Source organism: Alistipes sp. DJF_B185, assembly GCF_964250025.1.
GTDB lineage: Bacteria > Bacteroidota > Bacteroidia > Bacteroidales > Rikenellaceae > Alistipes > Alistipes finegoldii.
Genome location: NZ_CAXUDY010000008.1, coordinates 95,079 through 107,086, shown reverse-complemented (window position 1 = coordinate 107,086; position 12,008 = coordinate 95,079). Strand labels below are relative to the sequence as shown.

12 protein-coding genes are annotated in these 12,008 nt (G+C 61.4%); 10 read left to right on the top strand and 2 right to left on the bottom strand.

Annotated features, from left to right (window positions below; translation table 11 throughout):
• Nucleotides 1–336 precede the first annotated feature (336 nt).
• Nucleotides 337–645 carry a DUF4491 family protein gene (locus tag ACESTR_RS11670; RefSeq protein WP_009598945.1) on the top strand — a complete coding sequence of 103 codons (309 nt, stop codon included), beginning with the start codon at nucleotides 337–339 and terminating at the stop codon, nucleotides 643–645.
• 149 nt (nucleotides 646–794) lie between these two features.
• Here the strand turns inward: ACESTR_RS11670 and ACESTR_RS11665 are convergent, their stop codons facing one another.
• The gene (locus tag ACESTR_RS11665) at nucleotides 795–1,721 is read right to left on the bottom strand and encodes a DMT family transporter (RefSeq protein WP_009598966.1); all 927 of its coding nucleotides are present in this window, start codon (nucleotides 1,719–1,721) and stop codon (nucleotides 795–797) included.
• Nucleotides 1,722–1,994: 273 nt separating this feature from the next.
• On the opposite strand from ACESTR_RS11665, the gene ACESTR_RS11660 reads away from it, so the two are divergent.
• The 9 genes from ACESTR_RS11660 (at nucleotide 1,995) to ACESTR_RS11620 (ending at nucleotide 11,634) form a co-directional block, all read left to right on the top strand.
• On the top strand, nucleotides 1,995–3,053 hold the full coding sequence (locus ACESTR_RS11660; protein ID WP_278434062.1) for a CapA family protein: 1,059 nt from the start codon (nucleotides 1,995–1,997) through the stop codon (nucleotides 3,051–3,053).
• A gap of 110 nt (nucleotides 3,054–3,163) precedes the next feature.
• Complete coding sequence (rbr, locus tag ACESTR_RS11655; RefSeq protein WP_009598975.1) at nucleotides 3,164–3,742, top strand: rubrerythrin; 579 nt, start codon at nucleotides 3,164–3,166, stop codon at nucleotides 3,740–3,742.
• 206 nt (nucleotides 3,743–3,948) lie between these two features.
• On the top strand, nucleotides 3,949–5,625 hold the full coding sequence (gene ettA, locus ACESTR_RS11650; protein WP_009598991.1) for an energy-dependent translational throttle protein EttA: 1,677 nt from the start codon (nucleotides 3,949–3,951) through the stop codon (nucleotides 5,623–5,625).
• Nucleotides 5,626–5,656: 31 nt separating this feature from the next.
• Nucleotides 5,657–7,012: a histidine--tRNA ligase gene (gene hisS, locus ACESTR_RS11645; RefSeq protein ID WP_009598940.1), complete on the top strand. Its 1,356-nt coding sequence runs from the start codon at nucleotides 5,657–5,659 to the stop codon at nucleotides 7,010–7,012.
• 101 nt (nucleotides 7,013–7,113) lie between these two features.
• The gene (locus ACESTR_RS11640; protein ID WP_373179310.1) at nucleotides 7,114–8,691 is read left to right on the top strand and encodes a S41 family peptidase; all 1,578 of its coding nucleotides are present in this window, start codon (nucleotides 7,114–7,116) and stop codon (nucleotides 8,689–8,691) included.
• Between the two features lie 85 nt (nucleotides 8,692–8,776).
• Nucleotides 8,777–9,094 (top strand): DUF3276 family protein, encoded by a 318-nt coding sequence (locus ACESTR_RS11635; RefSeq protein WP_227042806.1) that lies wholly within the window; start codon nucleotides 8,777–8,779, stop codon nucleotides 9,092–9,094.
• A gap of 191 nt (nucleotides 9,095–9,285) precedes the next feature.
• Entirely contained in the window at nucleotides 9,286–10,227 is a 942-nt protein-coding gene (locus ACESTR_RS11630; RefSeq protein ID WP_237958927.1) for a DUF368 domain-containing protein, read from the top strand.
• 3 nt (nucleotides 10,228–10,230) lie between these two features.
• Nucleotides 10,231–10,968 carry a shikimate dehydrogenase family protein gene (locus ACESTR_RS11625; protein WP_009598981.1) on the top strand — a complete coding sequence of 246 codons (738 nt, stop codon included), beginning with the start codon at nucleotides 10,231–10,233 and terminating at the stop codon, nucleotides 10,966–10,968.
• A 126-nt stretch (nucleotides 10,969–11,094) separates the two neighbouring features.
• Nucleotides 11,095–11,634 carry an energy transducer TonB gene (locus ACESTR_RS11620; protein ID WP_302267536.1) on the top strand — a complete coding sequence of 180 codons (540 nt, stop codon included), beginning with the start codon at nucleotides 11,095–11,097 and terminating at the stop codon, nucleotides 11,632–11,634.
• Between the two features lie 123 nt (nucleotides 11,635–11,757).
• Here the strand turns inward: ACESTR_RS11620 and ACESTR_RS11615 are convergent, their stop codons facing one another.
• A complete protein-coding gene (locus ACESTR_RS11615; protein WP_009598952.1) occupies nucleotides 11,758–11,967 on the bottom strand; it encodes a DUF2007 domain-containing protein in 210 nt (69 codons plus the stop codon).
• Nucleotides 11,968–12,008 lie beyond the last annotated feature (41 nt).

Genomic DNA, 12,008 nt, shown 5'->3' with positions numbered 1-12,008 from the left:
AGTGCTGCGTTGCATAATAACTTGAACTTTGTGGATGGGTTAAACGTTAAGTCAAGTTATTTGTTATGCGGAAATCCGATGCAACAAACTGAAAACAAACGCCTTAATGCAAACAAAAGCATTTCGGGCAGGTAACGGATAAGTAACAAAACTCACCGTCAAACCTGCCCGATTCTGCTTTTTTATTGCTTGGAGCATATGCAGAAGAGAGAATCAAATATCTGTGAACTTGATACTTGCTCTTTTCTGCGCTTCTCTTTACCTACAAATACCGAACCCCGAAAAGGGCCGCTCTTTTTTTTCGTATATTTGCTTTCAAACTGTTGCTGAATCATGATGGAATTTCTGACGGAATACAACCTTACGGGGCTGGTGATCGGCGTCGCTACGTTTCTGATCATCGGTCTGTTCCACCCCTTCGTAATCAAGGGCGAATATTACTTCGGCGTGCGCTGCTGGTGGTTTTTCCTGCTGATGGGCGTCGCGGCGATCGCGGCGTCGGTCGCCGTGCGGCATATCCTCTGGTCCACCCTGCTGGCCGTCTGGGGCGCGTCGTCGCTCTGGTCGATCGGCGAGCTGTTCGAGCAGCGCGGACGTGTGGCGAAGGGATGGTTCCCGGCCAATCCGAACCGGAAGAAGAAATAATCCGGCCGTTGCGCCTGCCTGCCGCCGAGCCGGTCCTGAACGGCAGTCGGCGCGACGCGGCGGATCGCCTGCGGGCAGAGAGTCGCCCTCCGGCGCGGAATGGAGCGGGCTGCGGCCGCGATTTTCGGCTGTGTAAGGCGGACAGCGTCTTACTCCTGCGGCTGCGTGGGCGGAATGTTTGCCGGCGGAGTCTGGGGCGTGTGATTGGTCTGGAGAATGACGATGATGACTGCCGTGACGACCAGAATCAGTCCGGCCGCGGAGTCGAGGTCGAAGCCTTCGCCGAAGTGGACGACGCCGACCAGTACGGCCGTCAGGGGTTCCATCGAGCCGAGGATCGAAGTCATCGTTGAGCCGATATGCTTGATCGCCAGCACCAGCGTCAGGTTGGAGAGCACCGTCGGGAGCAGGGCCAGCAACAGCAGGTTGCGCCAGATGTGCCATGTGTGGACTACCGCGATGCCGGACGTCGAGAGGGCGTAGACCAGAAACACCGCGGCGGAGAAGGTCAGCACGTAGAACGCCACGATCAGCGGGTCGAGTCGTCCGGCGCGGCTCTTCATCACCCCGATGATATACACCGCATAGGTGAATACGGTCGTCCCGGCATAGATCAGGCCGCGTCCCGGATCGTTGTTTCCCGCGTCGCCCCACGCCAGCAGCGCCACGCCGACGAGCGAAATGAAGACTGCGATGACGATCCACACCGAACTGCGTTCGCGGAAAAAGAGCGTCATGACGATGGTCACCACCAGCGGATAGAGAAAATTGACGGTGGTGGCCACGCCGCTCGGTATGTAATCGTACGAGCGCAGCAGTCCCAGCGACGTGGCGGCGTACATCAGGCTCAGGCCGGCCAGCACGCCGAAGTCGCGCCGCGAGATGCGGAAGTTGCGTTTCAGCAGCAACGCCACCGCCGCCATGATGGCCGCCGAGAGCAGCATGCGGTAGAAGAGAATCGTCGGCGAGGCCATGCCCGCATGAAGCAGCGGGATCGAGAAGAGCGGGATCAGCCCGAACGTGGCCGAAGAGACAACGGCGTAGAGCACTCCCTTTATATTACTTATGTTACGCATATGTTCGACGTTTTTTCGCGTTGGCGTCTGTCATGGCCTGCGCCGTGTCTAAGCGCGGTGCGTTCCCTTCCACCGCCGGCAGATGCGGGCCGGAGCCTGCGGCGCACGGCGGCGTTGCAAAGCGGCCTGCCGCACCGCTGCGCGTTTTTGCCGCGGCCTGCGCCGCGCGGCATCCCGAACGACGGCAAAAACCGTGCTCGGCGGTTCGGGACGGCAAATATAGTGCGGTTTTTGGATTTTATCCTACGGAAAGCTAACTTTGGGGCGCATACCATGAAAATATCCGCTCGACATATTCTTCCGTGGCTGCTGCTGGCGGCGGCGTGCTGCGTTCCGGCGAAGCAGTCGGAGCGGGAGTCTGCCCTTCCGCCGCCCAAGCCGGTGCGCGTGCGGCTGCTGTTCGGGGGCGACGTGATGCAGCATCTGCCGCAGGTCACGGCGGCCCGCCGCGAAACGGGGTTCGACTACCGGGAGGTGTTCGCTCATCTGCACCGCCGCTTCCGTGCGGCCGATCTGGTGATCGTGAACCTCGAAACGACGCTCACCCGCACCGACCGCTATACGGGCTATCCCTGTTTCCGCTCTCCGGCGGCGCTGGCCGACGCACTGCGCGACGCCGGGGTCGATGTGGCCGTGCTGGCCAACAACCACTGCTGCGACGGCGGCGGCGCCGGGGTGCATACGACCGTCGCGGAACTTCGGCGGTGCGGCATCCGGCATACGGGCGTATTTACGGACAGCCTCGACCGTGCGGCCAACAATCCGCTTTGGCTCGAACACTGCGGCGTGCGCTTCGCACTGCTCAACTACACCTACGGCACCAACGGAATCCCCGTGCCGGAGGGCGTGCGGGTAAACCTGATCGACACGGTGCGCATGGCGGCCGATCTGGCCGCGGCGCGCGAGGGATCGCCGGACTGCATCGCGGTCTGCATCCACTGGGGGAACGAATACGAACGGCAGGCGAATGCCGAACAGCGGCGGCTGGCGCGCTTTCTGCGCCGCAACGGCGCGGACCTGATCGTCGGAAGCCATCCGCACGTGGTGCAGCCCTTCGAGACCGATTCATCGCACGTGGTGCTCTATTCGCTGGGCAACTTCGTCTCCAATCAGCGCCGCCGCTACTGCGACGGAGGGCTGATGGCCGAAATCGAAGCCGTGCGGCATCCCGACGGCCGTATGACCTATACGCTCGACCCGGTGCCGGTGTGGGTGGCGATGCCCGGCTACCGGATCGTTCCGCCTGAGGTCGGCGACACGATGGCTCTGCCGGCGGCCTATTCCCTGTTCCGGAAGGACGTGGCGGAGATGCTCGATCGGGTCTATAAGTAATCCGAATAGCCGTATAAAAACAAACGATGAAGATAATTTGGCGAATTGTCGGGGATTTTCCTATCTTTGCTGTACGGAAATAAACGACACACACTAAACAATATAAGATTATGGAAAAGAGCATTAAAGGTACAAGGACCGAGCAGAATCTGCTGAAGGCGTTTGCCGGCGAAAGTCAGGCGCGCAGCCGTTACGTATTCTTCGCCAGCAAGGCGAAAAAGGAGGGTTACGAGCAGATCGCAGGCGTGTTCGCCGAGACGGCCGAACAGGAGAAGGAGCACGCCGAGCGTTTCTTCAAGTTCCTTGAGGGCGGCGACGTGGAGATCACGGCCAGCTACCCCACCGGTCCGATCGGAACCACTGCCGAGAACCTGCTGGCTGCCGCTCACGGCGAAAAGGAGGAGTGGGATGTTCTCTACCGTGAGTTCGCCAAGGTGGCCGAGGAAGAGGGCTTCATCGAAATCGCCACGGCCTTCAAGATGATCTCGACCGTCGAGGCCGAGCACGAGCGCCGCTACCTCAAGCTGCTGAGCCGCCTGACGGACGGCAACTTCTTCAAGCGCGACGGCAAGATCTGGTGGCAGTGCCGCAACTGCGGTTTCGTCATCGAAGCCGAAGAGGCTCCCAAGCTCTGCCCCGCCTGCAAGCATCCGCAGGCCTACTTCGAGCCGAAGAAAGAGAACTATTGACGGAGTTCGCAAGCTGGCGGCCCTGTATCGGAACGGTGCAGGGCCGCTTTTTTTGCGGCGCAGGGAGTCCCTGCCGGAAAGCCGGCTCTCTCTCGGTCGGAACGGTGTGCGGTTCCCGACCCTAATTTGTCGTTTCGTGTCGGAAGATTGCGGAATCTTTATTATCTTTGCCGGATAGGAAAATCGGAACAACGAACAATAATAATATGGCAGACGAAAAAATCATCTTTTCGATGGTAGGCGTTTCGAAGACGTTCACCAATCAGAAAAAGGTCCTTAACAACATCTACCTCTCTTTCTTTTACGGAGCCAAGATCGGCATCATCGGTCTGAACGGTTCGGGTAAATCGACGCTGATGAAGATCATCGCGGGCATCGACAAGAACTTTCAGGGCGAAGTGGTCTTCTCGCCGGGTTACACGGTGGGCTATCTGGAACAGGAGCCTAAGCTCGACGACTCGAAGACCGTCAGGGAGGTGGTCGAAGAGGGCTGCGCCGCGACGGTGGCCCTGCTCAAGGAGTACGAGGAGATAAACATGAAGCTCTGCGAGCCGATGGACGACGACACGATGGCCAAGCTCATCGAGCGTCAGGGCGAGCTGTACGAGCAGATCGATCAGGTGAACGGCTGGGAGCTGGACAGCGTGCTGGAGCGCGCGATGGACGCCCTGCGGTGTCCCGATCCCGACCAGTCGGTGAAGGTGCTGTCGGGCGGCGAACGCCGCCGCGTGGCTTTGTGCCGCCTGCTGTTGCAGCAGCCCGACGTGCTGCTGCTGGACGAGCCGACCAACCACCTCGACGCCGAGTCGATCGACTGGCTGGAACAGCACCTGCAGCAGTACAAGGGTACGGTCATCGCCGTGACCCACGACCGTTACTTTCTCGACAACGTGGCGGGCTGGATTCTCGAACTGGACCGCGGCGAGGGTATTCCGTGGAAGGGCAACTACTCAGGCTGGCTCGACCAGAAGACCACGCGCATGGCCATGGAGGAGAAGCAGGAGTCGAAGCGCCGCAAGACCCTCGAACGCGAGCTGGAGTGGGTGCGCATGTCGCCGTCGGGGCGTCACGCCAAGTCGAAAGCCCGTCTGTCGGCCTACGACAAGATGATGAACGAGGACGCCAAGCAGAAAGAGGAGAAACTCGAAATATTCATTCCCAACGGTCCGCGTCTGGGCGACGTGGTGATCGAGGCGCACGACGTGTCGAAGGCGTTCGGCGACCGGGTGCTGTACGAGCATCTGGAGTTCTCGCTGCCGCCCGCCGGCATCGTGGGCGTGATCGGACCCAACGGTACGGGCAAGACCACCCTCTTCCGGATGATCATGGGGCTGGAGACGCCGACGGGCGGATCGTTCCGCGTGGGGCCGACCGTGAAGCTGGCCTATGTGGACCAGCAGCACAAGTCGATCGACCCTGAGAAAACCGTTTACGAAGTGATTTCGGGCGGCACGGACCTGATTATGCTGGGCAACCGGCAGGTCAACGCCCGCGCGTACGTGGCGCGCTTCAACTTTTCGGGCGCCGATCAGGAGAAGAAGTGCGGCATGCTGTCGGGCGGCGAGCGCAACCGTCTCCATCTGGCGCTGGCGCTCAAGGAGGAGGGCAACGTGCTGCTGCTGGACGAGCCGACCAACGACATCGACGTCAATACGCTCCGTGCGCTGGAGGAGGGTCTCGAAAACTTCGCGGGCTGCGCCGTGGTGATCTCCCACGACCGCTGGTTCCTCGACCGTATCGCCACGCACATCCTCTCCTTCGAGGGCGACTCGAAGGTGGTCTTCTACGAGGGATCGTACAGCGAGTACGAGGAGTGGAAGAAGGCGCAGGGAGGCGATACGACGCCCCACCGCGTGAAATACCGCAAACTGATCGAAGAGTAGTCCGCACAAAGATTGATAAACACGAAATAAAATGGGAATACAAAAACCGTCCATACCCAAGGGCACGCGCGACTTCTCCCCTGCGGAGATGATGCGCCGCCAGTATATTTTCGACACCGTCAAGGGGGTGTTCCGCACCTACGGCTTCGCGCCGCTCGAAACGCCCTCGATGGAGAACCTTTCGACGCTGCTGGGCAAATACGGCGAGGAGGGCGACAAACTGCTGTTCAAGATCCTCAATTCGGGCGATTACGCCGCGGGGCTGTCGGACGACGAGGTGCGTCAGGCGTCCAGAATCTGCGAAAAGGGCCTGCGCTACGACCTTACGGTGCCTTTCGCGCGTTACGTCGTGCAGCATCAGGGCGAGCTGACGTTCCCGTTCAAGCGTTATCAGGTGCAGCCCGTATGGCGCGCCGACCGGCCGCAGAAGGGCCGTTACCGCGAATTCTACCAGTGCGACGTGGACGTTATCGGCACCCGGTCGCTGCTGTGCGAGGTCGAGCTGATCGAAATCGTCGAGCGGGTGTTCCGTGCGCTGGGCATCCGCGTGGCGCTCAAGATGAACAACCGCAAGATTCTTTTCGGCATCGCCGAGGCGATCGGCCACGCCGACAAGATGATGGACATTACCGTCGCCATCGACAAGCTGGAGAAGATCGGGCTGGACAACGTGAAGGCCGAACTGCTGGAGCGCGGACTTGGGCAGGAGGCGGTCGACAAACTGCAACCGATACTTGAGCTGAGCGACGATAATTCGCAGAAGCTCACGAAACTGCGCGAGGTGCTGGCGGTCTCGGAGACGGGCCTGAAAGGCATCGAGGAGATGGAGACCGTGTTCGGCTACGTGCAGCGGTCGGGCATCGGCCTGACGGTGGAGCTGGATCTTTCGCTGGCGCGCGGACTGAATTACTACACCGGGGCGATCTTCGAAGTCAAGGCGCTCGATTTCGCCATCGGTTCGATCTGCGGCGGCGGCCGTTACGACGACCTGACCGGCATTTTCGGCATGCCCAACATGTCGGGTGTGGGCATCTCGTTCGGCGCGGACCGCATATACGACGTGATGACGGGGCTGAACCTTTTCCCCGAAGAGGTCAGCTTCACGACGCGGGTGTTCTTCACCAACCTCGGCGCCGAGGAGGAGGCCGCGTCGCTGCAGCTGCTCCGCTCGCTGCGCGATGCGGGCGTCGCCGCCGAAATCTACCCTGAGTGCGGCAAGATGAAGAAGCAGATGGAGTACGCCAACCGCCGGAGCATCCCCTACGTGGTCATCATCGGCTCGCAGGAGCTGGAGGCGCAGGCCGCGACGGTCAAGGACATGCGTTCGGGCGAGCAGCGTCAGGTGCCTTTCGCCGCTCTGGCAGCGGATTTGGAGTCCCGGCGTTAGGCGCACCCCGAAAACCGATATCCCGGTCGTGCTGCGGCACCGGCTTGTCCGGAGCAGTACGGCCGGTTTTTTAAATTGTCGAATCTTAAAATTCTATCGCTATGCGTATCGTCTTACTTTTCTTCACCGCCCTTTTCGCCCTGCCCCTCGCGGCGCAGGAGATCGGGGCCGCACAGCAGTTGCGGAAACTGATGCAGGTTTACCGCTACCTCGACGGGCTGTATGTCGACGAGGTGGAGATGGGGCCGCTGGTCGAAAGCGCCATTGAGGGGATGCTCGAAGAGCTGGACCCCCATTCGGCCTATATCGGCGCGGAGGATATGAAGGGCGTGCAGGAGAGTTTCGACGGTGAGTTCAGCGGCATCGGCATCGAATTCAATGTGCTGCGGGATACGGTGATCGTGGTCAATACGATCGTCGGCGGGCCTGCCGAGCGCGTGGGCGTCATGCCCAACGACCGCATCGTGCGCATCGACACGCTCGACGCCGTGGGCTTCAAGCAGACCGACGTGCCGAAGCACCTGCGCGGCAAGACCGGCACGCGGGTCGAAATCTACGTCGTGCGCCACGGGGAGCCGGCGCCTCTGCATTTCGTGATCGTCCGCGACAAGATTCCGCTCAACACGGTCGATGCGGCCTATATGGCCGCCGACGGCGTGGGCTATATCAAGGTCAATCGTTTCGGACGCACGACGATGTCGGAGTTCCGCGAGGCGTTCGACAAGCTGGGCCGGCCCCAAAGCCTGATCCTCGACCTGCGGGGCAACGGCGGCGGATTGCTGGAGCAGGCGGTCGAAATGGCCGGGTTCTTCCTGCCGCGGGGCGCGCTGGTCGTCTCGACCGAAGGACGCGCCGTGCCGCCGATGTCGCTGCGCAATCCGCACGACGGTGAGGCGCCCGACGGGCCTCTGGCGGTGCTGATCGACGAGAACTCGGCATCGGCCAGCGAGATCGTCGCCGGGGCCGTGCAGGATTGGGACCGCGGCGTGGTCGTGGGCCGTCCGAGCTTCGGCAAGGGGCTGGTGCAGCGTCAGATCGGACTCGGCGACGGCTCGGCCGTGCGTATCACCGTGGCCCGTTACCACACCCCTTCGGGGCGTGTGATCCAGCGTCCCTACGAGAAGGGCAAACGCCGCGAATACTACCTCGACCACCTGCGCCGCTACGACGATGCGGTGCGCGATTCGCTCGACGCCGGGGCGCCGGAGTACCGGACCCTGCGCACGGGCCGCACGGTCTACGGGGGCGGCGGCATCCGTCCCGACGTCATGGTCGAAGCCGATACTGCGGGATTCTCGGTCTACTACGCCAATCTGATCCGCCGCGGCGTGGTCAATGAATACGTCATCTCGTACATGGACCGCGAGCGCGGCAGGCTGGAGCGCGCCTACCCCGATTTCGCCGCTTTCGACGCCGCTTTCGGCGTCGGGAAGGAGATGCTCACGGGCCTGACGGCGCTGGGGGCGGAGCGCGGCGTGGAGTTCGACGAGGCGGGTTTTGCGGCATCGGAGCCGCTGATGCGCGTCCAGCTGAAGGCGCTCGTGGCGCAGCGGCTGTTCGATACGGGGGCTTTCTACCGGGTGATGAACCCGGCGCAGAACGGCGCCTATCGGCGTGCGGTGGAGATTCTCGGCGGCTGGGAACGTGAGGGAGCCCCGCTGCTGATGCCTGAAAATTAAGGCGGAAAGTTTTGGATTTTAGGATTAAATTGCTTATATTCGTTATACAAAATTAATCCTAGCCCAATCCCAAAACTACCACGCCATGACACCCCTGACAACGCCTCGCCGCGACGCGGAGGAATATGGAGACCAGATTCTGACCAAGGCCGTGAAAGCCGGCCGGCGCACCTACTTTTTCGATGTGCGGGGCACGCGCGGCGGCGACTATTTCCTGACGATAACCGAGAGCCGCAAGGTGACCAACCCCGACGGCAGTTTTTCGTACGACCGGCACAAGATTTTCCTGTACAAGGAGGATTTCGAGAAATTTTCGGACGGACTGAGCGAGGTCGTCGCGTTTATCCGGCGCAGCAAACCCGAATTCTTCGAGCGTCGGGAGCGCGAAAAGGTCGGCGTATAGCCTTCCCGGCCGGAATAAGGCTGTCGGGCATGTCCGGTTTCAACGATTCCCCCCCCCTGTCGGAGTTTGGCTCTGGCGGGGGTGTTTTCGATGCCGGAAACCTGTCGCACGCTCTCTTCGTGCGGAGCGTCTGTTGGCGGAGTGTGTGCGATTCCCGCAATTTTCGTATATTTGTGGCTAAATTCAGGATTATGAAGTTTTCCCAATATCTGTTACTTACGCTCAAGGGCTGCGCCATGGGCATGGCCGACGTCGTTCCCGGAGTTTCGGGCGGCACGATCGCCTTCATTTCGGGCATCTACGAAGAACTGATCGAGTCGATCAAAAGCGTTGACGCCACCGCCCTGCGGCTGCTCGGCACGCTGCGGCTGAAAGAATTCTGGCGGCATATCAACGGCCGATTCCTGCTGCCCGTGCTGCTGGGCATCGCCATTGCGATTTTCTCGCTGGCCCGGCTGATGACCTACCTGCTCACGAACCATCCGATCGCCATCTGGTCGTTTTTCTTCGGTCTGATCGTCGCTTCGGCGTTGCTGGTGGCCAAGCAGATCGGACGCTGGCGGGTGCAGACCGTCGCGGCATGTCTGATCGGCGCCGCCGCGGCGTGGTGGATCACCGTCGCCACGCCCGCCGAGACGCCCGATACGCGGTGGTTTATCCTGCTTTCGGGCGCGATCGCCATCTGTGCGATGATTCTGCCCGGTATTTCGGGCGCCTTCATCCTGCTGCTGTTGGGCAAGTACCAGTTCATCATGCAGGCCGTGGGCGATCTGAACGTTCCCGTCATCGTGATTTTCGTCGTGGGCGCCGCGGCGGGCATCATCAGCTTTTCGCACCTGCTCTCATGGCTGCTGAAGCACTGGCACGACGTGACGGTCGCGGTGCTCATGGGGTTCATGGTCGGTTCGCTCAACAAGGTGTGGCCGTGGAAGGAGGTCGTCGAGACCTATACTGACAGCCACGGCAAGATCATGCCGCTCGTTGAGCGCAACGTAGCGCCGGGGCGTTTCGAAGCCCTTGCGCAGCAGGACGCCCTGCTGGGCGAGGCCGTCGTGCTCTGCGTCGTGGGGTTTCTCACGATCTACTGCATCGAGCTGGCGGCGCGTATCGTCGTGAAAAAACGGGAGGAGTAGGCCATGCGTCGTTACGGACTGATCGGACGCCCGCTGGGGCACTCGGCTTCGGCTGCCTATTTCGCCGCCAAATTCGAACGGGAAGGGATTGCGGACTGCGCCTATGCGCTGTATGAACTGCCGGACATCGGCGCGCTGGAGGGGTTGCTGGCCCGTACGCCCGACCTGTGCGGATTCAACGTCACGATACCTTACAAACGCGAGGTGATGCCGCTGCTCGACGCCCTTTCCCACGACGCCCGGATGATCGGGGCCGTGAACTGCGTGCGCCGTGCGGCCGACGGCTCGCTGACGGGCCATAATACGGATGTGGTCGGACTGCGCGCCTCGCTCGACGAACTGCTGGGCGGGGAACAGCCCGAACATGCGCTGGTGCTGGGGACGGGCGGCGCTTCGCAGGCCGTGCAGTATGTGTTGGCCGAGCGCGGAATCCCGTTCGATCTGGTGTCGCGCGACACGGCGAAGGGCAACTATACCTACGACGATCTGCCGTGCGAAGTCGTGGAGCGGAGCCGTCTGATCGTCAACGCTTCGCCCGTGGGGACCTACCCCGCCGTCGATGCCGCGCCGCGGATTCCCTACGGTTTCGTGACGCCCGGACACTATCTGTTGGATCTGGTGTACAACCCGCCCCTGACGCAGTTCCTCGACTACGGACGTCAGCGGGGGGCGCATATTCTCAACGGCGAAACGATGCTGCGCGAACAGGCCGAGGCCTCGTGGCGGATTTGGAACGAATGACCTTGAAAAACAACAGCAGTATGAAGCGAATGGCTATCTGTTTGTCGGCGCTGGCCGTGTGGTGCGACGCCGCGGCTCAGGAGACCGTGCCGCCCCGCTTTCAGGGGTCGGATGCGAAGCGTTTTTATGGCGCGTCTTATCGGCGAGACCGAGAAGATCGTCGATGCGGCGCAGATTCCCGCCGCCGAGCTTTCGTCGCAGGTCGTCGTTGGCTTTACGGTCGATGAGACGGGAAATGTGACGCAGTGGCGGTTTCTGGACAACACGTGCGAAGGAAAGGATTCGGTCGGCGTGGAGCCGGCGACGCCCCGCACGCGCGAGGCGATGACCGAGGCGCTGGGGCGGCTCGAAAAGTGGACTCCGGCGATGAAGGACGGGAAGCCGACGACCTACAGCTGGCGGCTGACGATGCGCCTGCGTTATGACGGAAGGTTCACCGGCCGCGGCGCGAAAGGCGAAGGCGTCGTGCGCGTGCGCTTCTACATCGAACCCGACGGGAAAATCACCATCGGCAAGGTAATCAAGTCGCCCGACGAGAAGCTGTCGCGCGAGATGATCCGCGTCATCAGGAGCAGTAAGGGCAAATGGACGCCCCGCAAGGTGCGCGGAGTGCCCCAGCGGACCGCCTATGAATACGGGGTCAATTTTCTGGGGATGGCCGAATGACGCTCCCGGAACGCCGGGCGGAGACGAATCCGGCCGGCGGAAGCGTGAGGCCGTCCCGTTGGCGGGCCGACCGTCCCGACGATAAAACAAGAGCTTCCGGAACCTCCGGAAGCTCTTGCCGTTCTATCTGTGCCGCAGCATCGCTTTGGCTTTCTCGGCGTCCTCCTCGCGGACGACGACCTGTGCGGGCATGGTGCCTATGGGGTATATGGCCGACATATATTCGTTGCGGATCATCGACCAGATACCTGCGCTGTCGAGCATCGATTTGGCGATCTCGGCTTCGGTGATGGTGTTGTATTCCGCTAATACAACCATGGTTTCGTCTTGCATAATTTCTCGGTATTGGTTGGATATTTAAAGTTAAGCATTTT